Genomic DNA, 21,916 nt, shown 5'->3' with positions numbered 1-21,916 from the left:
GCCGCCACAGCGCCGCCGCACCCGCCCCGGCCAGCTGCCATTCGGTCCACTCGGGCCTGGCCGCACGCAGGGTTTCCGTCATCGCCTCGGCCGCCTCGCGCCCGAGCAAACGGTAGCGCGCCTGCTCGGCCTCGCCCAGCACCATGCGGCGCTGGCGCAGCGGGTTCGGCAGCGGCTGCTCGCCGTTCTGGGGACGGTCCGACAGCACGGTGCCATCACCCGCCAGGCCCAGCACATAGCGCGCATGCAACTCGGTCTGGGCCCAGGGCGCGATGTGGAAGGTGAAGCCGGCCGGAATCTCCTCTTCGCGCAGGCGCGCGGCTTCGATCTCGTCGGTCAGCACCACGGCTTCGTCGCGCGTGACCAGCACCTCGGCCACGCCGCTTTCCGCCGTCTGCAGCACGGCGCTGGAGCCGCCGGCGGTGATCCGGGCAAACCAGTCGATCCCGCGCAGGCGGATGGCGGCGGCCCCGGCCTTGTCCAGGCAGGCGCGTACCAGCGCAAGCTTGGCTTCGACCTCGGCGGCGCGCTCGACTCTGCTCATGCGCCCTCCTCCAGCGACACGGCGACTGCCTGCAGCTCGGCCGCGGTGTTCTCGGGCAGCACGTCCATCGCGAACATGCCGGCGCCGAGCTCGGTGCCGGCCAGGTATTTCAGGCGATCGCGCGAACGGTAAGGCGGATAGAACTGGGCGTGCAGCTGGGTTTCCGGATGGTCGGCACCGTCGGTGGGCGCCTGGTACCAGGCCATCAGGTAGGGGAAAGGCCGGTTCCACATGGTCTCGTACTTGAGCAGCACGGTCTTCAATGCGCGGGCCAGGCTGGTGCGCACTGGCGGCGTGAGCGCGGCAAAGTCCTTGCATGGGCTGGTGGGCATCACCCACACCTCGTAGGGATAGCGTGCGCAGGCGGGCACGAAGGCAATCGCATGCTCGTCCTGGTAGAGCACGCGGCGTCCGTCCTCGGCTTCGCGCTTCGCCATGTCGCACAGCAGGTTGCTGCCGTGCTCGGCGTAGTGCAGGCGCTCCTGTTCCAGCATGCGCGCCGGCACCTGCGGCACGAAGGGATAGGAATAGATCTGGCCGTGCGGATGGTGCAGCGTCACGCCGACCTCGCTGCCGCGGTTTTCGAAAGGCAGCACGTACTGGATGTGCGGCTGGGCGCCGATACGCTGGGTGCGGTCGCCCCAGACCTGGAACAGGAGTTCGATGCGCGACAGCGGCAGGTGCACCAGCGCCGCGTTCGGGTCCTGGGTAAACACCACCACCTCGCAATGGCCGTTGGCGGGCGCCGTCGGCACCGTCAGCGCCGGCGGGTCGTGCGATTCGAGCGCGAGCGAAGGAAAGCGGTTGTCGAACACCGCGATTTCGTAATCGCCCTGCGGCAGTTCGGTGGGATTACTCGGGTCGGTCGTCACCGCCAGCGGGTTGTACTGGGGTGGCGGCTGGAAGGTGCGGTTCTGTCGGAACCCGGCATAGGTGACCCACTCGCCGCGCAGCGGATGCCAGCGCAGGTGCGGGTTGGCGTGCATCGGGTCGGGAAAGGGGCTGGGCGCAATGAGCCCGTCCGGGATCGGCCGATTGCTGTAGAGAGTGAGGTTTCGTCCGTCCGGCTTCTTCAGTTCTTTGCTGTGCATGGCATCGCTAAATGTCGGCAGGTAACAAACGAGCGCAGGCAAAAAATGCCCGGCGATCGCGACTAGGAACCGATCCTAACATGGCGTTTCCACCACATTTTCCGACTAGAACGTATGTTTTTTCCAACAGTTAATGACCCATGCCGGGCTGATCTCAGCAAGCAAGGGGGGTGGTAGCGTCTCTCCTATGAGAACTGGTCACTTCCGCTGCTGACTTTTGCTACGCGGATGAGTTTTGTAGTCCTAAGCCTACAAAACGAATAGAATTATTGACACATTTTGGCGAGAAAAACCCTGACAAACTCTGCGGTAGCAAAACAGTGTTGCACCGGCCATTCTCGCGTTCCCCGCGGCCTGGCCTGGCACCTCACGTCACTCAGCTTGACATATAATTTCCATTACGAAACTCACCTCTCATGGAAGCCTCATGTCTCCCAGCAAATTCATTTCCGTCGCCGCGCTCGCGGTCGCCTGCAGTGCCCAGGCCAGCGCCGCATCGACGTCCACTCTGCCTTCAGCCGAACAGTATTTCCACCATGTCGCGATGGCCGAGCGCTGCCCGAGCAGCAAGGCGGCCACCGCGCCGAAGCTGGAACAGCTCAAGCTTCAGGTCCTCGGCTACTACCAGGCGCAGACCGCGAACCTGGATGCTACCGGCGCCGCGCCGCTTCTGGCCGCCATTCAGGAGGTCGAAGCCGGCCGGGTTCCCGCGCAGGTTCGAAAGCGCACCACCGGCACCTGGGCCACGCTCAAGCCCGACGCCGCCAAATTCATATGCGCGAACATGGCAGCGCTTATCGACAGCCAAATCGCCATGGGCGCACTGGCGCTGGCGCAGGAAAGCCGGGACCCGGCCGCAGGCGCCGCCGCCGAACGGCGCGGCATCGAGACCATCAAGTCGAACACGGAGAGTCTGCGCAACGCGCTCGGCGCTCAACAAGGGCATTGAGCGCGGCGGCATGATGCCGCGACACGATGGGCAGGAGCGTGCCTTGCACGCCCGCGCCAGCGCCTATTTCGCCAGTTCGGCCAGCACCGCCGTGTACATCTGCAGGTTCAGCAGCAGCTGCTTGAGGGTGATGAACTCGTGTTCGGAGTGGCCCGTGTACACCTCCCCCGGCATGCCGGGACCGAAGCTCACCGCATTCGGGAACAGGCGCGAATTGGTGCCGCCGCCAATCGCCACCGGCTTCGGATCCTTCACGCCCGTGAAGTAGGAAAACACGTTCATCAGCACCGGCACCTGCGGCGCATCGCGGCGCAGCCAGGGCTCGCCGGTACGCACCGAGATGTTCGCCAGCGGCAGGTTACGCTCCTGCCACCCCGCCAGCGCCGCATTGACTTCGTTCGTCAGCTGCTGGGCGCTCTTGCCCTGCGGGCGACGCAGGTTGACGGAGACCTCGATGCCGTCGTCCTTCTGGCGGATCACGGTCGGTGCCACGGTCATCGGTCCCATGAAGCCGTCGCGGTAGGCGATGCTGCCGAACTTCTCGCCGTACAGGCCTGTTCCCAGCAGCTCGTTGAGGAAGTTGACGACGCCGCCGGCCGTGGTGTTCGCCCATGGCCGCACGGCCAGCGCATCGGCCAGCATCGCCACCGCGTTCACGCCGTCCTCGGGTTTCGACGAATGGGCGGACACGCCGTGCGCCGTCACCTGCAGCTCGCTGCCTCGCCAGACGAATGCATAGCGCATGCCGTCCTGCTTCGCGCCGCGCGCACGGATCTGCGCTTCCAATGCCGGCGTGGCGTTGGCGATCGTCGCGCTGGCGTCTTCCGGGATCTGCGAGCCGAAGAAACCGCCCGCGAAGGCGGCGATGCTCGGGCCCGCGGGCGCGGCCTGCGCCCCGGTCTTCGGAATCGTCACGGCGATGGTGCCGGACGCCTTCTCGGCCACCACCGCCGGGTATTCGGCGTCGAGCGTGATGTTCATCTGCGGCGGCTCGTGGGTCTTGAGGAACTCGACCAGCGGCTCCCAGTTCGATTCCTCGCCCATGTACACATACAGCTCGATGCGCTTCGACAGGGGCAGCTGCTGGTCCTTCAGCGCCTTCATCGCATACAGGGCGGTGGCGATCGGCCCCTTGTCGTCCTCGGCGCCGCGCGCGAGCAGCTTGCCCGGTTCGCTGGCCTGGTCCAGGACAAACGGCGACTTCTTCCACTTGCTTGGGTCGACCGGCTGTACGTCGCCATGGGTGACGATGCCGACGCGCTCGCTGCCCTGCCCCATGCCGACGATCACCACCCAGCCATGGTCGGCGAAGTCGAAACCGAGACGCTCTGCCTCGCTTTTCAGGGTGTTCTTGAAGGCGATGTGCACGGGATTGCGGTCCGAGGGCAGGTTGGGGTCGGCCACCGTGTTGTGGCTGACCAGCCGGGCCAGGGTCTCGACGACGCGGTTGCGGTAGGTCGTGACGGCGTACTTGGCCGCCTTGACCGCGGCGGCGCTGGGCACCGCCGTTTGCCCGCCCGTGTGCTTGCCCGTGTGCGCGGCGGGCGCGGGTTTGTCCTGTGCGGGGGCGGCATTGGCGCAAGCCTGCGCACTGGCGGCCAGCAGCAGGCCGGCGAGAATGCGTGTCTTCATGTCTGTCTCCATTGCAATTTTGCAACGAGTCTAGCACAGGGACATCGGCCGCACGGGCACGCGCGTGCACCCCGGATCGGTACAGCAAAATCCGGTATCGTAGTCACAACGCATCGTATAAAGAGGCATGAGATGAGCATCAAGAGCGTGCGCCGGGTCCACCCGGCCTACCGTGACGACATCGGCGACCTGGTCACCCAGCGGCCGCTGCCCAGCGCGCACCTGGACCAGGTCGATCCCTTCCTGTTCCTGAACCACCACGGTCCCCAGACCTATCCGCCGCACAACCGCGGCCTGCCTTTCGGCCCGCATCCGCACCGCGGCTTCGAGACCGTCACCTTCATCCTCGCCGGCATGCTGATGCACAAGGACAGCGCCGGTCACGAAAGCATCATCCGCGCCGGCGGGGTGCAGTGGATGACGGCTGGCAGCGGCCTGGTGCACGCGGAAGTGTCGCCGCCGGAATTCCTCGAGCGCGGCGGCCGCCTCGAGATCCTGCAACTGTGGGTCAACCTGCCGCCGCACCTCAAAATGACGGCGCCGAAGTACACGGGGCTGCAGCAAAGCGACATCCCCGCGCTGGCGCTCGACGGCGGACGCGTCACGCTACATCTCGTCGCCGGCGAGTTCGCCGGCAGCACGGGACCGGTAGAGTCGCTCACCGGGGTCTTCATGAGCACTGTCAGCCTGCGCCCCGGCGGGCGCCTGCGCATGCCGATCCTGGCCCGCCGCAACGTCTTCCTGTACGTGGTGCGCGGCGCGCTCGAAGTGGGCGTGGCGGCCGACCGCATCGGTGCCTTCCACCTGGTCGACATGGCCATCGAAGGCGACGAGCTCGACATCGCCGCGCCCGAGGACGCGCCAAGCGACACCTTCGTCCTGCTCGGCCACGCCGACCCGATCGGCGCGCCGCTCGTCTCGCATGGGCCATTCGTGATGAACTCGCGCGCCGAGATCGAAGAGGCGATCCGCGACTATCAGGCTGGTCGCTTCGGGCCGCCGATGTAATCTCCACCAGTGCCCGGCTGCGCGTGCGCTGCGCGGCGCGGCCCTGGTTTACATTGATGACCGATTCATTTTTGCGAGAACCGAGCATGCAGGCTGTCCCCCTTGTCGCCACCACCCGTGGCTACCCCTCCTCCGGCTATGTCGTCGAGAACGTCCATGCCGGCTCGATCGCCGTCGTCGATACAAGCGGCAAGCTGCTGGCCTGGGCCGGCGACCCGCACTACCCCACTTTCACCCGTTCGGCCCTGAAGCCCTTCCAGGCCCTGCCCTTCCTGGCCGGCGAGGGCCCCGCGAAGTTCGGCCTCGAACAGGGCGAACTGGCGCTGCTGTGCGCCAGCCACTCGGGCGAGGAAAAGCACCTGGCGGGCGTGCGCGCCATCCTCGACAAGATCGGCGTGGACGAAGCCCACCTCGAATGCGGCTGCGGCACGCCGCTCTACTACGACGCGATGGGGCTGCCCGTACCGGCCACCCGCTTCACCCCACTGCACCACAACTGCTCGGGCAAGCACAGCGGCTTTCTCGGCTGGTGCCGCCAGCACGGCGCGCCGCTCGAAGGCTATGTCGACCCGCAGCACCCCCTGCAGCGGGCCATCCGCGCCGCGCTGGCCGACGCGGTCGGCCAGCCCGAAGCCAGCCTGCCGCTGGGGATCGACGGCTGCTCGGCGCCGAACTACGCGCTGCCGCTGGCGAGCCTGGCGCACCTGTATGCCCGTCTCGGCCAGGGCGCCCGCGATCCGCGCCTGGGTGCGGCACTCGGACCGCTGTTCGACGCCATGACGGGGCGGCCCGACATGGTCTCCGGCACCGAGCGCAGCGACCTCATCCTGATGAGCGCGGGCGGCGGCGACTGGGTGGCCAAGATCGGCGCCGACGCCGTGCAGGCGATCGGCGTCCGCTCGGCCGGGATCGGCATCGCCATCAAGGTCATGGACGGCAACAACCGCGGCCTGCACACCATCACCTACAAGGTGCTCGACCAGCTTGGCCTGCTCGACGACACGCGCCGCGCGGCGCTGGAGCGCTTCCGCCAGCCGCAGATCCGCAACGCGCGCGGTACGGTGGCAGGCGATATCCGGCCGCTGTTCACCTTGCAACGGGCCTGAGGCAAACGCTTTCGTGCCAGGCGGTATCGGACAGCGGCGGTCGGTAGATTCGTCTTAAGATGGACTCATCGTTGTCCCCCGTGGAGTCCCTATGCCTGTGTCTGACCAGTCCGCCATGCGGCGGCTGCTGTACATCCTTGCCCTGTTGCCGGCGCTTCTATTTGGTGGCTGCGCCAGCACGCTGTCGGCCGACGAAGCGGCCACCGTGGCCGGCAAGACCTATGTCGTGACGGGCGCCTCGAGCGGTTTCGGGCGCGGCGTCGCCCTGCGCCTGGGCGCGATGCACGCCAACGTGGTGCTGGCCGCGCGCCGCACCGAGGTGTTGAACGAAGTCGCGGGCCAGGTCACGGCCGCCGGCGGCACGGCGCTCGTCGTCACGGTCGACGTCGCCCGTCCCGAGGACCTACGCCGCCTGGCCGAGGAAACGGTGCGCCGCTTCGGCCGCATCGACGTCTGGATCAACAACGCGGGCGTCGGCGCGATCGGCGAATTCGACAAGATTCCGATGGAAGACCACGCGCGCGTCGTCGACGTCAACCTCAAGGGCGTCATCTACGGCAGCCACGTCGCGCTGCGCCAGTTCCGCCAGCAGGGTCACGGCGTCCTGATGAACATCGGCTCGGTGGAAAGCGAGGTACCGCAGGCCTATCACGCGTCCTACTCCTCGACCAAGGCCGCGGTGCTGGCCCTGGGACGGGCGCTGCGCGAGGAACTGCGCCTGGCCGGCCAGGACCGCATCGCCGTCACGACCGTGCTGCCCGGGCGGCCGATACGCCCTTTTTCGAACACGCTTCCAACTACAGCGGCCACGCGCCGCGCATGCCATTGATGGACGATCCGGCCAAGGTGGTCGACATCATCGTGCGCGCCTCGGTCTATCCGCGCGAGGAAGTCCCGGCCGGCTGGAAGGCACGCAGCGCCTACTGGGGCCACCGCATCGCACCGGACATCACCGAGCGTATTTCGGCCGGCGTCGCCCGCAAGGAGCAGTTCGAACTGGGCAGCCCGGTCCCAAGCAGCAGCAACGCCATCCACCAGCCGACGCCCGGCGGAACCGGAGTCGACGGCGGCGTGCGGGCACGCATGGAGCGCGAGGATGCGGCACGCAAGGCGGGGCCGTAGGGTGGGGTCCAGCCAACAATGTTTCCGCGGTCCACTTCCTCACTCCGCCATCCGCCGCAACATCGCCGCCAGCGCCTCGAGCACCTGCACATCCTGCCAGTAGGCGCTGTGCGACAAGGGATTCCAGCTCTTGAGCATCCAGGTCACCGCGCCCTGCCCGGCATTGATGGCGCGGTCCTCGACCAGGGCGGCGTAGCCGGGCGATAGCGGGCGCAGGGGCCAGCCCAGCACGTCGTCGGGGTCGTACAGGTTCAGCCAGTGGAAATGGGGCGTCGGCGGCGCGATCGGCTTGACGTGCATCTCCTTGTGGGCGGCGACGAAAATCGGGATGTTGCAGCCGGTCGTCACCAGGCCGCTGCAGGTGCCGGCGGCCAGGTACCACTTTTCGTGCTCGGTCAGTGCGCGCCCCACCGCCGGCGCGCCCAGGCGTCGATGTCGCGCCAGATGCCGGCCGCCACCGGTTCGCCGGCGCGCGCCTTCTGCGCATCGTAGATGTAGCTCGACAGCACCTGGCAGCCGAGGGAGTGCGCCAGGAACACCACCGGCATGTCCGGATTCAGGGTGCAGGCACCGAGCAGGGCGCGCGCGATCTCGCCCTGGGCCAGCTCGTACACCGACCCATGCATCTCCTTGCGGTTTTCCAGCCCGGCGGCGTCGGCAAAGCCGAACAGCAGGAATTTGCGTAGCTGGTCGTAATGCACCTTGCTCTGGGTATCGACGCGCTTCCAGACGATCTGCTCGTTCTTTTGCAGGATGTGCTGGTAGTAGACGGAGAAGAAGGCGGCGCGCTCGCGCAGCTGCGGACCGAGCCTGGCGCGCATCTCGCCGAACACGCCCGCCGCGTAGTCGCGCGGGGTCTCGCCCATTCCGTGAACCGTGATCAATGCGACTTGGGGCATGCTGGCCTCCCTCGATGCCGGCAAGTTCTTCGCCGGCGAAGCCCTTGTTTCACGCCAGCTTACCACCTCCCGCCCGCCACCGCCGGTCCCGCTGGCCGCGCGCGGCACCCGCGACGCACGCCCTCCTGCCCCTTTACCTAATTTTTCGCGGGAACTATAATTTTCTCAAGATTAACGCCAGCCTCCACCATGACGCCGCTCCTGTTTCCCGACTACGTCGATGCGATCCGCGCGCTCGACCTGCGTTCGGTGACGGCACCGGCGGCGATACCGGAGCGCTTCCTGCTGGGGCGCGAAGGCCGCGTCAGCGCCCACTACATCCCCTTCGAATACGTCAACCCACGCGCCCGCCTGGTCGTGGTCGGCATCGCGCCGGGCTTTGTGCAATGGAAGAACGCGCTGGCCGAGACCCAGCGCCAGCTGGCGGCCGGCAGCGCCCGGAAGACGTATTGCGCGCGGCGCGCCTGGCGGGCGCGTTCAGCGGCGCGATCCGGCCGAACTTCGTCGCCCTGCTCGACGCCATCGGCATGCAGCGCTGGCTCGGCATCGCCAGCTGCGCTTCGCTGTTCGATGCCGACGCCCACCTGGTGCAGATCGGCGCCATCCTGCGCCACCCGATTTTCGTCGACGGCAAGAACTACAGCGGCACGCCCGGCATCGTGAAGCAGCCCTTCCTGCGCGAACAGGTGCTGCGCTACTTTGCCCACGAAGCCCGGCAGATGCCGGACGCCCTCTACATTCCGATGGGCGCCAGCGTGGCCGAAGGGCTGGACTGGCTGGCGCGCGAAGGCGTGATCAAGCGCGACCGCATCCTGCACGGCCTGCCCCACCCTTCCGGCGCCAACGCCGAACGCGTCGCCTACTTCCTCGGCCGCAAGGACCGCGCCGCGCTGTCGGTCAAGACCAACCCGCGCCAGATCGACGCCGCCCGCGCCACGCTGCTGGCGCAGATGGCGGCGCTCCAATCCTGACCCGGGCCGCGCAGCGATCTGCTACCTGGCCAGCGAAAACCGCTGCCGATACTCCCTCGGCGTCAGCGCCGCCCAGCGCTTGAACACCTTGCTGAAGCTGGCGACATCCTCGTAGCCGCAGCGCGCCGTGATCTCGTCGAGCGGCAAGGCCGTCGTCTCGAGCAAGGCCTTGGCCCGCTCCACGCGCAGCTGCTGCGCATACTGGATCGGACTATGCCCGAGCGCCTCCCGGAAGCGCCGCAGCAGCGTCCGTTCGCTGGTGTGGCAGTGCGCGGCCAGCTGCGCCATCGACCAGGGCCGGTCCAGGCGCGCATTGAGCCAGCGGCGCGCGCGCGCGATCGTCGGCGAGGCGCGCCCGGGCGACCATGGCATCGGCGATGTACGGCGCCTGGCTGGCGCGGTGGGCGTCCATCACCAGCACCTTGGCGGTGATCTGGCGTAGTTCCTCGCCGCCGAAATGCCCGATCAGCCAGAGGGTCAGGTCCATGGTCGAGCCGAAGCCGCCCGAAGAAACGAAGGGCCCGTCGTGCACGACCAGTGCGTCGGCGTCGAGCGCGACCTGCGGGAACTGCTGGCGGAACCAGGCCGACAGCCACCAGCTGGTGGTGGCCTTGCGCCCGTCGAGCAGGCCCGCGCCCGCGACCAGGCAGGTACTCGAGCAGCTCGAGGCCAGCAGGCCGCCACCGCCCAGCCAGGAGCGCAGCGCCGCCATTTCCGGCGCCAGTGTCTCCAGCACCCGCGCCACGTCGCGCGCCGAGTCGTGCGCAATGCCGGGCAGGATCAGGGCGTCGAGCCGGGCGTCAAGCAGCGGCGCCAGCGCGAAGCCCAGGCCGTCGACGCTGATGGCGGGTTCGCCGCGCGCACCCAGCCAACTGGCTTCGAAACGGACGCGCGCGCCAGCCGGACGGTAGCCGGACAGCGTGTTCGCAATGCGCAGCACGTCGAGCGGCACGACGACGCCGCTGCGCAGGCAGCCGGGATAGGCCAGCACGCCGATACGGATGGTCTTGACGCCCGCCGCTTCGGTAGAGGTAACGAGTGAGCTCATCTGGCGGATTAGACCATAACATTGTCGCTTTCGCCACTGTCGCCCCGGGCCGCCTCCTCCGATAATCCTCTCACCGCATCCGCGGCATGAAGAAAATGGAGAAAGCCGATGAGTACCTATCCCGCCTGGCAGGCCTTTGTCTGCGCGCTGATCGCCCTGTTTGCCAAGACCACCGCCACCAGCGTCCTGCAGGTCGTCAGCCGCTTGCGCGCGCGCACCTTCCTGCTACCGGAAGACGCCGCGTTGCTGCGCGTGGCTACCGCCGCCGAGGAAGCGCCGATCGTGCGCCGCTGCGCGGCCGTGTGGCGCAACGATGTGGAAAACCTGCCGCTGTTCCCCGGCGCTGGCCCTGTGCTGGGTGCTGGCCGGCGCGCAGGCTCGTGAGGCCGCGCTGCTCTTCAGCGCCTACGTCGGCCTGCGCTACCTGCATACGGGCGCCTTGCTGGCCGCCCTGCAGCCTTGGCGCGCCCTCCTCTACCCGGGCAGCCTTGGCGTGCTGTGGACGATCGCCGTGCGCCTGGCCCTGCGCGTGCTGGGCACCTGACGCAGGCCGCGTCAGGCCCTTGCCACCGACTGCAGTATCTTCACCAGCGCCGCCATGTCGAGCGGCTTGACCAGATGGTGCGCGAAGCCGGCTGCGCGTGCACGCTCGCGGTCGCGCTCCTGCCCGTAGCCGGTGGCGGCGATCAGGCAGGCGCCCTGCGTCTCGGCCTGGCCGCGCAGCAGCGAGGCGAGCTGGTAGCCGTCCATGTCGGGCAGGTCGATGTCGACCACCATCGCATCGGGCCGCTCGCGCGTCGCCCGGTCCAGCGCGGCGCGCGCTGTACTCGACCATCACCGCGTGTCCCTGCGCGCGCAGCAGAGCGTCGCCAGGCTGTCGGCGGCGTCCTCGTTGTCGTCGACGATAATGAGGCGCAGCGGCCGGTAGGCTGCCGCGTCCAGCCCGCCCTGGCGCCGCGCGCCGGACGTCGTGTCCATGGCTGCCTGCTCCGTCAGCGTGCACGGCAGCACGATGGCGAAGGTGCTGCCCAGCCCGACGCCTTCGCTGTGGGCATGGACTTCGCCGCCGTGCAGGTCGATCAGCTTCTTGACCAGCGCCAGCCCGAGTCCCAGCCCGCCCTGCGAGCGCGCCAGCGTGCGCGCCCCTTGCGTGAACAGGTCGAACACGCTCGGCAGCAGGTCGGACGGCATGCCCGAGCCGTTGTCGCGCACTTCCAGGCGCGCGCTGGCGCCATCGCTCGCCAGCGTGACCCAGATGGTGCCGGCCGGCGGCGTGTACTTGGCCGCATTGTTGAGGATATTCGCGATGGCCTGGATCAGGCGCGTGCCGTCGCCCTGCACATGGACCGGGCAATCCGGCAGGGCGACTTCCACGCGATGGGCTTTTTCCTCGAACAGCGGCCGGGTCTGGTCGAGGGCGCTGCGCACCACTTCGCACAGGTCGACCTCGCTCACCTGCAGCGTGACCAGGCCGCGGGTGACGCGCGAGACATCGAGCAGGTCGTCGATCAGGCGGCTCATGTGCTTGACCTGGCGGCTGATGATGGCGCTGGCCTGGCGAATGCGCGGCTCTTCGCGGTAGAGGATGCCGAGCATGCCGGCCGAGCTGCTGATCGGCGCCAGCGGGTTGCGCAGCTCGTGCGCCAGCATGGCCAGTGAATTCGTCTTTCATGCGGGAGAGGCGCTCGGCCTCGACGCGCGCGGCGCGCTCGCTTTGCAGCAGGGCGTCGCGCTCCAGGGCCGACTTGCGGGCCACCTCGTACAGGCGCGCATTGTCCATCGCCACCGCGGCCTGGGCGGCGACGCCGGCGACGATCCGTTCGGTGCGCTCGGTGAAGACACCTGGCTCGGGATGGCCGAACACCCAGGCCGCCCAGCACCGTGCCCGCTTGCGAGACCACCGGCACCGCCAGGTAGCTGCGCACAGGTTGAAGATCAGGCGGCAGCCCCGGCGGCAGGTCCGCCAGCGGCGGCACGCGCGGCTCCTGCAGCCCGGCCGCCAGGTCGTCGCTGCGCACCGGCCCGTGGTGCTCGAAGGCCGGCGCCAGCAACTGCGCGATGCGCGCGCCCTCTTCTCCCGCAAAGGCCTCGCGCGCAGCGCCGGCCAGCGTAATGAGCCGCATGACGTCGCCGCGTTCCTCGTGGCCGTTGTAGAAAAAGGCGCCGAAGCGCGCGCCGGACAATTGGGTGCCGGCTTCGGTGACCGCCTGCAGCAGCGTGTCGAGGTCGAGCGTGGAGGCCAGCGCCTGGCCGGAGCGGTTCAGCACCTCGAGGATGCGCGTTTCGTCGCGCAGGGTTTCCTCGATGCGGGCGCGGCGCACCGCCTCGCGCGTGTGGCGTGCCACATCCTCGGCCAGCGTCACCTGCGCGCTCGTTCCAGTCGCGCGGCATTGGCTCGTGCAGGTAGAAGATGGCCGCCAGGCGGCCCGCCTCGTGGATCGGAACGACGATCATCGCGCGCGCATCGATGCTGGCATAGCCGGCCGCGTAGGGCGCGGCCTGGGGTCGCTGCCGACGTCGTCGAGCCGCAGCACCCGCCCCTGGCGCAGCTGATTGACGAGCGCCGGGCCGAAGCTGTCGAGCGGACGGCTCGCGCCGGCCAGGCTGGCCACCCTGCCGTCGGTCCAGTCGCGCTCCACGCTGACGACCTGGCCGCTGGCGTCGATCTCGCCGTAACCGGCCCGTCCCACCGCCAGGTACTTGCCGATCAGCGCGCTTGCTGCCCCCATGATCGCGATCGGGTCGAGCAGTTCGCGCAGCGTCGCCGCCAGCTTGAGGTGGAAGGCATGCTGCTGCTCGGCCAGCACGCGCGCCGTGGTATCGGTCAGCACGCAATATGCGCCGATCACCTGGCCGCGCTCGCGCACCGGCGAGACCGACAGCGAGACATAGCGCCGCAGCTCGCGTCCCTGCCGCTCCACGCCCAGGGCAAGTCCTCGCACAGGACGGCATCGCCCGCCAGGACGCCTTCGACGATGGGCAGCACCTCGGTCCAGGATCCGGTGCAGGCCTCTGCCAGCGGCTGGTTCAGCGCATCCGGATGGCGCCCGCCCAGCAGGTCGACGCAGGCTTCGTTGTAGAGCAGCCGCAGCTGCGGCCCCCAGGCGACGAACATCGGGACGCGCGAGTCGAGCATCAGGTCGACGACGGCGCGCAAGGGGTCCGGCCACGAACGCCCGGTGCCAGGCGCATGTGCGGTGCCCAGCAGCGAGCGGACACGGTCACCGCCGGCGGCAAGAGAGGAAGCGCTGATCGCTGTGTTCATGCGGCTGTTTTCATGCGGGCGTGAGCGGCTGACACGATGGTCGTTCGAACGATTATAGCGGTCGAACGCCCCCGCAAGAAGGCGCATTCCTCCTAGCGTAACCGGGTCATGCGCCCCGGGTAGAAGCGCATGCGCCGCGCATGAAAAGGGCGCAAACGGGGCGCCGGCGCCCTATTTTTCGACCGAAAAACGGAAACGCGATTCGGTCTCGTAGACCTCGCCCGGACGCAGGATCGTGTTCGGGAATCCCGGCTGGTTGGGCGAATCGGGGAAGTGCTGGGGCTCGAGGCAGAAGCCGCCGCGATACGGATAGCTTTGTCCTTTGCCGCGCAGGGAGCCGTCGAGGAAGTTACCGCTGTAGAACTGCACGCCGGGCTCCTGCGTGAACAGCTCCAGCACGCGTCCCGAACCGGGGTCGCGCACGCGCGCGGCCAGGCTCATCGCACCGGGCTGCTTGTCGAGGACGAAGCAATGGTCGTAGCCGCCGCCGTGGCGCAGCTGCTCGTGCGCCTCGTCGATGCGCGCGCCGATCGGACGCGCCGTGCGGAAATCGAAAGGGGTACCAGTCGCGTCCATCAGCGTCCCCGTCGGCACCAGGTCGGCGTCGACCGGCACGATGGCGCCGGCGGCGATCTCGATCTCGTGGTCGAGGATGCTTCCACCGCCTGCGAGGTTGAAATAGCTGTGCTGGGTCAGGTTCACCGGCGTGGCACGGTCGGTCACGGCATGGAAACGCACCACGATGGCATTGTCTTCGCTCAGGCGATAGCGCACCGTCGCCTCGAGCGTGCCCGGGTAGCCCTGCTCGCCGTCAGGGCTGCGGTAGGACAGCACCAGCTCCTCGCCCTCGACGCGGGCCTGCCACTTGACCCGGTCGAAACCGGGCACGCCGCCGTGCAGGTGGTTCTTGCCGTTGTTGACCGGTAGCAGGTACTGCCGGCCATCGAGCGTGAAGCGTCCGCCCGCGATGCGGTTGCCGTAGCGGCCGATCAGGGCGCCGAAATACGGGCTGTCGTTCAGGTAGGGAGCGAGCGTGTCGAAGCCGAGGGCGACGTCGGCCAGGCGGCCTGCGCGATCGGGTACGTGGATCTCGGTGATGATGCCGCCGAAATCGAGGATATTGACCCGCATGCCGCTGCCGTTGGCAAGCGTGAACACGGTGACTTCCTCGCCGCCTGGCAGTTGGCCGAAGGGCGCTTGCACGATACCGGTTTGCACGTTGTCGATTCTCCTGGTGATGGGCGAATGGCGGCCGCGGGACGGCCACCAGGGATGGCACCGATGCTAGCATGCTCGCCCGCGGCCCAGCGCGACGTTGGCGCAGCCGCCGCGCGCCGCACAAATGAAAAAGCCTGCGCAAGCGCAGGCTCCCTTCCAGCAGCGGCGTCATCAAGCGACGCCGGTTACCGTGACGGCGATCAGAACTCTTCCCAGTCGCCGCCATCGGCGCCAACGGTCGCCTTCCGGGCGGCCGGCTTGCGCACGGGCGTGGCGGCCCTGGCCGAGCGTGCCGGCTGCGCCAGTGCCGGACGCGCAGCCTGTTGCTTTGCCGCCGGTGCCGCCGGTGCCGCCGGCGCAGCCTGGGCACGCGCAAGTTCGGCCCCGTCGATGCGGAACACGCTCACGGCGCGCGACAGGTGGGCGGCCTGCTCCTGCATCGAAGCGGACGCGGCAGCAGCCTCTTCGACCAGCGCGGCGTTCTGCTGGGTCACCTGGTCCATCTGGGCGACGGCTTCGTTGATCTGCTCGATGCCGGCGGTCTGCTCGACGCTGGCGGAGGTGATCTCGCCCATGATGTCGGTGACGCGGCGCACGCTGTCGACGATCTCGTCCATCGTCGCGCCGGCTTCACCCACCAGCTTGCTGCCAGCCTCGACGGCCTGGGCCGAGTCGCCGATCAGGCCCTTGATTCCCCGGCGGCGGCGGCCGACCGCTGGGCAAGGTTGCGCACCTCGGAAGCGACGACCGCGAAACCGCGGCCCTGCTCGCCGGCCCTGGCCGCTTCCACGGCGGCGTTCAAGGCCAGGATGTTGGTCTGGAAAGCGATGCCGTCGATGACGCCGATGATGTCGGCGATCTTGCCGGCCGACGCATTGATCTGGTCCATGGTGCCGACCACGTCACCGATCACGCGGCCACCGCGCTGGGCCACCTGCGAGGCGGCGTCGGCCAGCATGTTGGCCTGGCGGGCGTTATCGGCGTTCTGCTTCACGGTCGAAGTCAGTTCTTCCATCGACGAGGCGGTTTCTTCCAGCGAGGAGGCCTGCTGCTCGGTACGGGCGGACAAGTCGAGGCTGCCCGCGGCCACTTCCGCCGAGGCGGTACCGATGGTTTCGGTCCCGGTGCGTACCGTGACGACCGTGCGCACCAGGTTCTCGTTCATGGTCTTCAAAGCCTGCAGCAGCATGCCGGTTTCGTCCTGGCTGGTGATCTCGATGCGGCTGGTGAGGTCGCCCGCGGCCACCGTGTTCGCCACTTCCAGCGCCCGGGCCATCGGGCGGGTGATCGAACGGGTGTTCCACCAGGCGATGAGCGCGGCCAGCGCGAGCGAGACCGCGCCGAGAAGGATCATCATGAAACGGGTGGTCTCGAAGGTGGCGTGGGCCGCCTCGGCGGTCTCGTTGCTGATCCTGGCCTGCAGCGCGATCTGCTGGGCCACGGCCATCTTCAGTTCAGCCAGCACCGGACGGATTTCCTGCTTCAGGTAGCGGCGCATTTCGGCTTCGTCGCCGGCCTCGATCCGTTTGATCAGTTCGCCCTGGCACCTGGCATATTTTTCGTGCGCTTCCGTCATGCGCGCGAGCAGCGCCTGTGCGCTGGGGTTGACCAGCATGTGGCTCAGTTTGGCCAGCTGCTCTTCGGCCGCCTGGCGCGAGGCGCTGATTTCGGCGAGCTGTTTCTGGCGGTCGGCCGGATCGGCATCGAGCATCATGTTGCGCAGGGCAATGGCAACGTCGTTGATTTCCGACTGGACAGCGGTGGTGGCGATGACGTTCGGAATGCGGCGGCCGGCCAGTTCGGCCGTGCCTGCGTTGACCCGGTCGAGCGCGTCCTGGCTGAGGATCTGGGTACCGACGAGGAGGAAGCACAAGGTGCCGAAGCCCAGGGACAGGCGTTGTGCGATTTTCAGGTTTGCGAGTTTCATGTGCGAATTCGGATAGTCATAAGGGACATCAGGCGGCTTGCGCCAGCGGATTGGCCAGGCCCATCTCGGGCGTGCCCATCAGGTGCTCGATGTCGAGGAGGATCAGCATGCGTCCGCCGACCGTGCCCAGGCCGGGCAGGCTGCCGGCGTCGATGTCGCCGCCCGAGCCGGTGTGGACCACTTGCTCGATCGCCGCTTTGCTCCCAAGGTAAAGCGGGGCACGCGGCGGTGCCGACATTGCCCCAAGGAAAAGGAAGCTTACGGTATCCGTCCGCTGAACTCGATGGACAAATGTTAATTCCACCGAAAAAAGTGCGCCACAACCAGTAGTCTATCGCGCCCCCGCAACGCTCCGGGAGCGAAGGCATCGCCTCGTTGCAAGCCTGGAATCTTGCGCCGTTTCGCAATCTGCTACAGTGGTTCTTATGATGACTACCTGTGCCTACGGAGCCCATGCCACCCAGCTTTCCCCCTGACGAAGACGAACGGCGTGCCCTGCTCGCCTCGCTCGACCTGCTCGATACCGACGCCGAGGAAGTGTTCGACCGCATCACGCGCCTGGTCAGCCGGCTGCTGAAGGTGCCGATTGCGCTGTTCACCCTGGTCGACACCGAACGGCAGTGGTTCAAGTCGCGCGTCGGCATGGATGTGAGCGAAACGCCGCGCGAGCACGCCTTCTGTGCCCATGCGATCCTGCAGGACCAGCCTCTCATCGTGCACGATGCCAGCCTCGACGCGCGCTTTGCCGATAACCCTTTGGTGACGGGCGATCCGCACATCCGTTTCTATGCCGGCGTGCCGATCCGCTCCAGCGGCGGGCTGGCGGTCGGTACCCTGTGCGCGATCGACCGCGACGCGCGCGTGCTGACCGCCGACGAGCTGTGCATCATGATCGACCTGGCCGACGTGGTGCAAAAGGAGGTCCAGCACCGCGAACGCGTGGCCGCGGTCGGACGCCACCTGATGGGCGCCAGCGAAGCGCGCTTTCGCTCGATCTTCGACCTGGCCAGCATCGGCATCGCCCTCGTCTCGCCCACCGGCGGCTGGCTCAGCGTGAACAATGCGCTGTGCCGCATCGTCGGCTATGCGCCGGACGAGATGCAGCGCCTGACTTTCCAGGACATCACCCATCCCGACGACCTCGAACTCGACATCGGTCTGCTGGGGCAGCTGCGCGACGGCGAAATCGAGCAGTACCAGCTCGAGAAGCGCTACATCCACAAGGACGGACGCATCGTCTGGATCAACCTGAACGTGAGCAAGAAGACCAATGGGGCCGGGCAGATCGAGTACTACATCGCGGTGATCAAGGAGATTGGCGCCCAGAAGGAAGCGGAAGCGGCCCTGGCGGCGCTGCATGCCGACCTGGAAGCGCGGGTGGCGCAGCGCACGGCCGAACTGCGCGAGCGCGAGACCGAACTGCGCAGCGTGATCGAGAATGCCAACGACGCCTACATCGGCCTCGACCAGGAAGGCCGGGTCACGGTCTGGAACCGGGCGGCCGAGCAGACCTTCGGCTTTGCCGCCAGCGAGACGATCGGCCTGCCCCTCGAGCGCCTGATCATTCCGCCGGAGCTGGCTGGCGCCCACCAGGGCGGCATGCTGCGCAACCTGTCCGGCCAGCCGTCGACGGTGCTGGGCAAGCGGCTCGAGTTGCCGGCGGTACGCAAGGACGGTTCGCGCCTGATGGTGGAGGTTCGCATCAATGCACTGGAAGTGCGCGGACAGCGCATGTTCAGCGCCTTCCTGCACGATATTTCGGAACGCAAGCAGCTTGAAGCCGCACGCGAATACGAAACCCGCCACGACCTGCTCACCGGCCTGCCGAACCGGCGCGCGCTGCAGGAGACGCTGCCGGTGGCGCAATCGCGCGCCACCCGTAGCGGGCGCAGCCTGGCGCTGCTGTTCATCGACCTCGACGGCTTCAAGGCCGTCAACGACAGCTTCGGCCACGAGGCGGGCGACCGCCTGCTGTGCGAGACGGCTGCCCGCCTGCGCACGGCGCTACGCAAGACCGACAGCGTCTTCCGGCTGGCCGGCGACGAATTCACGGTGCTGCTGGAATGCCTGGCCGATTCCGAGGCCGACGCCCACACGGTGGCACACAAGATCGTCGACGACCTGGCGCGCCCGGTGGCGGTGGAAGACGGCAGCGCGACCGTCGGCGCCAGCATCGGCCTGGCCGTCTTCACGCCCGGCAGCCGCGCCACGGCCGCCGACCTGCTGCGCGAGGCCGACCAGCGCATGTACCAGGCCAAGCGCGCGGGCAAGGGCCAGGTGTTCCCGCAACGGAGTTAGGAGCAGAGGGGCAACGGTACGCAGGATCGCGGCATGTCGCGTCCGCGATCGCGCGGGCGCCCAGGCGGGGCCGACTCCCTCTTAACGCTTGACGCGCCCGAACGGATCGCCCTTCTTCCAGCTCGGCATGGCGGGTGCGTTCGCCACCGCATAGCCGAGGTTGAGCGTAAACTGGGCCTGCTGCACCATGCCCGACAGGTCCCACTCCGGGTGGTACTCGTCCGTCACCTGGTGGTAGTCGCCCTTGAAGCCGACCATCTTCGCGCTGGCCTGGGCCTGGTCGTGCTCGAACTCGAAGTGGCCATCGCCCGAAAACACGGCCGAGCCGACGTTAAAGGCGGGCACGCCGGCCTTCGCGAAATTGAAATGGTCGGCGCGGAAGTAGGCGCCGGACAGGTCTGGAATGGTCGGGGCCAGCTTCAAACCCATTTTCTTCGCCACCGCGCCGGCCGTGTCGTACAGGCTGCTGCGCTCCGCGCCAGGCACGCCGATATCGCGCGTGCGTCCGACGAAATTCAGGCTGTCGAGGTTGAGGTCGGCCGCGGTTTTTGCCAGTGGCACCACCGGATTGGCGACATAGGCCGCGCTGCCCAGCAGGCCCTGCTCTTCCGCCGCCGGCCACAGGAAGACCTGGGTGCGGCGGGTCGGCTTCTTCACCGCTTCGGCGGCCATTGCCAGGAGCGCGGCAGTGCCGGTGGCGTTGTCGACGGCGCCGTTGAATACGTGGTCGTGGCCGTCCTTGCCGGCGCTGTTCGGGTCGACGCCGAAATGGTCCCAGTGCGCCGAATACACGACCGCCTGGTCTTTCAGTTTGGGGTCAAGGCCGGGAACGATGCCGACCACGTTGAAGTCCTCGACCTGGCGGATCACGGACTTGATCTCGACGTGGGCACGCGTCTTGAGGTCGACCGGACGGAAGTCGCGCTTCTCGGCCTCAAGACGCAGGCGGTCGAGGTCGAAGCCGGCGGCTGCGAACAATTCGCGCGCGGCGTCCTCGTGCAGCCAGCCTTCGATCGGGTTGCCGGGGCCGGCCAGGTGGAAGCGCTCGTGGGCGAAGCCATTGGCCGGCACGCTCCACGGGTAGGACGAGGACGGTGTGGTGTGGATCAGCAGCGCACCGGCGGCGCCGCGCCGTACCGCTTCTTCATACTTGTAGAGCCAGCGCCCGTACCAGGTATAGGCCTTGCCGGCGAAACGGTTCGGCTCTTCGCTTGTGGGCTGCGGATCGTTGACCATCATGACGAGGATCTTGCCCTTGAGGTCCTGGCCCTTGTAGTCGTCCCAGTTTTCCTCCGGCGCGCTGACGCCGTACCCGACGAAGACGAGCGGCGCGTCGAAGGCCAGCTGCGTCTTGCCGCTGCCCGTGCCGAACACGATGCCCTGGCCAATGGCGGGCGCGATGCGCTTGCCGCCGGCGTCGAAGCTGACGCTGCTGCCTGCTTGCAGCTTGCTGCCCTCGATCCGCACCGGCTGGCGGTAGCCGCCGCCGGGGATGGGTTTCAAACCGATGGCCGCGGCCTGGGTCTCGAGGTAGCGCACCGTCAGCAGCCCGCCGCGCTGGCCGGTGCCGCGGCCCTCCAGCAGGTCGTCGGCGAGGTAGGACAGGTGGGCGCGCAGGGCCGCTTCCTGCACGGCGGGAGCTTGCTGGGCCTGGACGGCGGAACACAGGCTGAGGGCGGCGCAGGTGGCCGCGACAAGGGGACGAAGGCGCATCGGGGTTTTCTCGGGCGGTGGACGATGGGGCATCTTACCGCATGCGCCGGATGCGCCTCGCAAGCGCAGCGACGAGCAATCGCGCTTCGTAGGGTGGGCACTCCGTGCCCACGCGGTATAGGGCCGACGAGCATTGCGGCGATGTTTATATGAGCGGACAGCGCTCCATGGCGATATGATCGGCGTTTCGATTACTCATCCGTAATAGTCCGCGTGGGCACAAGTGCCCACCCTACATGACTGGTACGGCGAGACGATGCAACGCCGCCATGAGCGTTTCACGCGCCCGGCGGCCGGCGATAGACGCGGACGTAGTCCACCAGCATGCGCTGCGGCAGCGGTGTCGTCGCATCCGGATAGCCCGGCCAGTAGCCGCCCACGGCCAGGTTCAGGATCACGAAGAACGGATGCTCGAACACCCACTCGCCCTTCACCAGCTTTGGCGTGGCGGTGTGGTAGAGGATGCCGTCGCGGTACCAACGGATTTCGTGCGGCTCCCATTCGACGGCAAAGACGTGGAAGTCGTCGGCATAGGCGCCCATCGAAAGCGCCGACGGGCCGCCGAAGCCGTGCTCGCCCGAGTAGCCGGGTCCGTGCAGGGTGCCGTGCACGATGCCAGGCTCCTTGCCGATGTTTTCCATGATGTCGATCTCGCCGCAGCGCGGCCAGCCGGTCGTCCCGATATCGGCGCCGAGCAGCCAGAATGCCGGCCAGATGCCCTGCCCGCGCGGAATCCTGATGCGCGCCTCGTAGCGGCCGTGGGTGCGTTCCACCAGTCCCGCGGTCTTGATGCGCGCCGAGGTGTAGGCCATGCCGTGTTCGGGCTCGCGGCGCGCCTCGATGACGAGCATGCCCTCTTCCAGGCGCAGATTGCCGGCGCGGTCGGTGTAGTACTGCTGTTCGTTGTTGCTGGGCGTGCCGGGCCCGACGTCGACGCGCCACTTCGCGCGATCGAGCGTAGCGCCGTCGAACTCGTCCTGCCAGTCCAGGACCCAGTCGGCAGGCGCGGCCGGGGCAACTGGTGCAGGCGCGGAAAACGCGCCCGCCATGACGGCACCCGACAACATGGCGACTGCCAATGCGGCACGCGCCATGCTTCTGGTCATGCTTTTTCCGGTCATGCTC

Annotated in this window: 25 protein-coding genes and 1 pseudogene; 9 read left to right on the top strand and 17 right to left on the bottom strand. The window is 68.0% G+C overall.

The window, feature by feature from the left end; translation table 11 throughout:
• Positions 1–540: 540 nt before the first annotated feature.
• Positions 541–1,635: a galactose-1-phosphate uridylyltransferase gene (galT, locus tag G4G28_RS06840; RefSeq protein WP_182991381.1), complete on the bottom strand. Its 1,095-nt coding sequence runs from the start codon at positions 1,633–1,635 to the stop codon at positions 541–543.
• Between the two features lie 427 nt (positions 1,636–2,062).
• On the opposite strand from galT, the gene G4G28_RS06835 reads away from it, so the two are divergent.
• A complete protein-coding gene (locus G4G28_RS06835; RefSeq protein WP_182991380.1) occupies positions 2,063–2,584 on the top strand; it encodes a hypothetical protein in 522 nt (173 codons plus the stop codon).
• 63 nt (positions 2,585–2,647) lie between these two features.
• On the opposite strand, the gene G4G28_RS06830 is transcribed toward G4G28_RS06835, so the two are convergent.
• The gene (locus G4G28_RS06830; protein ID WP_183108172.1) at positions 2,648–4,216 is read right to left on the bottom strand and encodes a dipeptidase; all 1,569 of its coding nucleotides are present in this window, start codon (positions 4,214–4,216) and stop codon (positions 2,648–2,650) included.
• 132 nt (positions 4,217–4,348) lie between these two features.
• Between G4G28_RS06830 and G4G28_RS06825 the strand changes: the two genes are divergently transcribed.
• The 4 genes from G4G28_RS06825 (at position 4,349) to G4G28_RS24700 (ending at position 7,452) form a co-directional block, all read left to right on the top strand.
• On the top strand, positions 4,349–5,224 hold the full coding sequence (locus G4G28_RS06825) for a pirin family protein (RefSeq protein ID WP_182991379.1): 876 nt from the start codon (positions 4,349–4,351) through the stop codon (positions 5,222–5,224).
• Between the two features lie 86 nt (positions 5,225–5,310).
• Positions 5,311–6,330 carry an asparaginase gene (locus tag G4G28_RS06820; protein ID WP_182991378.1) on the top strand — a complete coding sequence of 340 codons (1,020 nt, stop codon included), beginning with the start codon at positions 5,311–5,313 and terminating at the stop codon, positions 6,328–6,330.
• Between the two features lie 91 nt (positions 6,331–6,421).
• Positions 6,422–7,159, top strand: coding sequence for an SDR family oxidoreductase (locus tag G4G28_RS06815; RefSeq protein WP_202033877.1), 738 nt, complete (start codon positions 6,422–6,424; stop codon positions 7,157–7,159).
• Complete coding sequence (locus tag G4G28_RS24700) at positions 7,150–7,452, top strand: hypothetical protein (RefSeq protein WP_202033876.1); 303 nt, start codon at positions 7,150–7,152, stop codon at positions 7,450–7,452. Before G4G28_RS06815 ends, G4G28_RS24700 begins: the two co-directional genes overlap by 10 nt.
• A gap of 39 nt (positions 7,453–7,491) precedes the next feature.
• On the opposite strand, the gene G4G28_RS25350 is transcribed toward G4G28_RS24700, so the two are convergent.
• Together G4G28_RS25350 and G4G28_RS25345 are read right to left on the bottom strand one after the other, a co-directional pair.
• Positions 7,492–7,863: a hypothetical protein gene (locus tag G4G28_RS25350; protein ID WP_229507919.1), complete on the bottom strand. Its 372-nt coding sequence runs from the start codon at positions 7,861–7,863 to the stop codon at positions 7,492–7,494.
• Positions 7,848–8,351, bottom strand: a complete 504-nt coding sequence (locus tag G4G28_RS25345; protein WP_229507918.1) for a hypothetical protein — start codon at positions 8,349–8,351, stop codon at positions 7,848–7,850. Before G4G28_RS25345 ends, G4G28_RS25350 begins: the two co-directional genes overlap by 16 nt.
• A gap of 449 nt (positions 8,352–8,800) precedes the next feature.
• Here G4G28_RS25345 and G4G28_RS06805 point away from each other — a divergent pair, with 449 nt between their 5' ends.
• Positions 8,801–9,322 carry a hypothetical protein gene (locus G4G28_RS06805; protein WP_229507917.1) on the top strand — a complete coding sequence of 174 codons (522 nt, stop codon included), beginning with the start codon at positions 8,801–8,803 and terminating at the stop codon, positions 9,320–9,322.
• A 21-nt stretch (positions 9,323–9,343) separates the two neighbouring features.
• On the opposite strand, the gene G4G28_RS06800 is transcribed toward G4G28_RS06805, so the two are convergent.
• Together G4G28_RS06800 and G4G28_RS06795 are read right to left on the bottom strand one after the other, a co-directional pair.
• Positions 9,344–9,610 carry a helix-turn-helix domain-containing protein gene (locus G4G28_RS06800; RefSeq protein ID WP_183108171.1) on the bottom strand — a complete coding sequence of 89 codons (267 nt, stop codon included), beginning with the start codon at positions 9,608–9,610 and terminating at the stop codon, positions 9,344–9,346.
• Positions 9,534–10,370 carry a hypothetical protein gene (locus tag G4G28_RS06795; RefSeq protein ID WP_183108170.1) on the bottom strand — a complete coding sequence of 279 codons (837 nt, stop codon included), beginning with the start codon at positions 10,368–10,370 and terminating at the stop codon, positions 9,534–9,536. Before G4G28_RS06795 ends, G4G28_RS06800 begins: the two co-directional genes overlap by 77 nt.
• Positions 10,371–10,478: 108 nt before the next feature.
• Between G4G28_RS06795 and G4G28_RS06790 the strand changes: the two genes are divergently transcribed.
• Both G4G28_RS06790 and G4G28_RS06785 read left to right on the top strand, forming a co-directional pair.
• Positions 10,479–10,754 (top strand): MAPEG family protein, encoded by a 276-nt coding sequence (locus tag G4G28_RS06790; RefSeq protein ID WP_183108169.1) that lies wholly within the window; start codon positions 10,479–10,481, stop codon positions 10,752–10,754.
• On the top strand, positions 10,729–10,914 hold the full coding sequence (locus G4G28_RS06785) for an MAPEG family protein (RefSeq protein WP_210283286.1): 186 nt from the start codon (positions 10,729–10,731) through the stop codon (positions 10,912–10,914). Before G4G28_RS06790 ends, G4G28_RS06785 begins: the two co-directional genes overlap by 26 nt.
• An 11-nt stretch (positions 10,915–10,925) precedes the next feature.
• Here G4G28_RS06785 and G4G28_RS06780 read toward each other — a convergent pair whose 3' ends face one another.
• From G4G28_RS06780 to G4G28_RS06750, 9 genes and pseudogenes are all read right to left on the bottom strand, one after another.
• Complete coding sequence (locus G4G28_RS06780) at positions 10,926–11,147, bottom strand: response regulator (RefSeq protein WP_229507916.1); 222 nt, start codon at positions 11,145–11,147, stop codon at positions 10,926–10,928.
• A gap of 57 nt (positions 11,148–11,204) precedes the next feature.
• Positions 11,205–11,984: a HAMP domain-containing sensor histidine kinase gene (locus G4G28_RS25340; protein WP_308602424.1), complete on the bottom strand. Its 780-nt coding sequence runs from the start codon at positions 11,982–11,984 to the stop codon at positions 11,205–11,207.
• The gene (locus G4G28_RS06775) at positions 11,888–12,733 is read right to left on the bottom strand and encodes a GAF domain-containing protein (RefSeq protein ID WP_183108167.1); all 846 of its coding nucleotides are present in this window, start codon (positions 12,731–12,733) and stop codon (positions 11,888–11,890) included. Before G4G28_RS06775 ends, G4G28_RS25340 begins: the two co-directional genes overlap by 97 nt.
• Before the next feature lie 87 nt (positions 12,734–12,820).
• Positions 12,821–13,291: a hypothetical protein gene (locus G4G28_RS06770; RefSeq protein WP_183108166.1), complete on the bottom strand. Its 471-nt coding sequence runs from the start codon at positions 13,289–13,291 to the stop codon at positions 12,821–12,823.
• Complete coding sequence (locus tag G4G28_RS06765) at positions 13,216–13,635, bottom strand: hypothetical protein (protein WP_183108165.1); 420 nt, start codon at positions 13,633–13,635, stop codon at positions 13,216–13,218. The genes G4G28_RS06770 and G4G28_RS06765 overlap by 76 nt, the downstream gene beginning before the upstream one ends.
• A 171-nt stretch (positions 13,636–13,806) precedes the next feature.
• A complete protein-coding gene (locus G4G28_RS06760; protein ID WP_182991373.1) occupies positions 13,807–14,853 on the bottom strand; it encodes an aldose epimerase family protein in 1,047 nt (348 codons plus the stop codon).
• A gap of 200 nt (positions 14,854–15,053) precedes the next feature.
• Positions 15,054–15,491, bottom strand: a complete 438-nt coding sequence (locus G4G28_RS28035) for a methyl-accepting chemotaxis protein (protein WP_308601882.1) — start codon at positions 15,489–15,491, stop codon at positions 15,054–15,056.
• 41 nt (positions 15,492–15,532) lie between these two features.
• Positions 15,533–16,780 carry a methyl-accepting chemotaxis protein gene (locus G4G28_RS06755; protein ID WP_308601881.1) on the bottom strand — a complete coding sequence of 416 codons (1,248 nt, stop codon included), beginning with the start codon at positions 16,778–16,780 and terminating at the stop codon, positions 15,533–15,535.
• 28 nt (positions 16,781–16,808) lie between these two features.
• Positions 16,809–16,934, bottom strand: a pseudogene (locus G4G28_RS06750) (chemotaxis protein CheW); the annotation flags it as partial.
• 299 nt (positions 16,935–17,233) lie between these two features.
• On the opposite strand from G4G28_RS06750, the gene G4G28_RS06745 reads away from it, so the two are divergent.
• Positions 17,234–19,078: a PAS domain S-box protein gene (locus tag G4G28_RS06745; protein WP_182991370.1), complete on the top strand. Its 1,845-nt coding sequence runs from the start codon at positions 17,234–17,236 to the stop codon at positions 19,076–19,078.
• Between the two features lie 81 nt (positions 19,079–19,159).
• Here the strand turns inward: G4G28_RS06745 and G4G28_RS06740 are convergent, their stop codons facing one another.
• Together G4G28_RS06740 and G4G28_RS06735 are read right to left on the bottom strand one after the other, a co-directional pair.
• Positions 19,160–20,791 (bottom strand): M28 family peptidase, encoded by a 1,632-nt coding sequence (locus G4G28_RS06740; protein ID WP_182991369.1) that lies wholly within the window; start codon positions 20,789–20,791, stop codon positions 19,160–19,162.
• Positions 20,792–21,069: 278 nt separating this feature from the next.
• Positions 21,070–21,897: a family 16 glycosylhydrolase gene (locus tag G4G28_RS06735; RefSeq protein ID WP_229425495.1), complete on the bottom strand. Its 828-nt coding sequence runs from the start codon at positions 21,895–21,897 to the stop codon at positions 21,070–21,072.
• Between the last annotated feature and the right edge of the window lie 19 nt (positions 21,898–21,916).

Source organism: Massilia sp. Dwa41.01b (genome assembly GCF_014171775.1).
Lineage (GTDB): Bacteria > Pseudomonadota > Gammaproteobacteria > Burkholderiales > Burkholderiaceae_D > Telluria.
The sequence above is the reverse complement of the archived record's forward strand: the minus strand, read 5'-3'. Positions and strand labels throughout refer to the sequence as shown.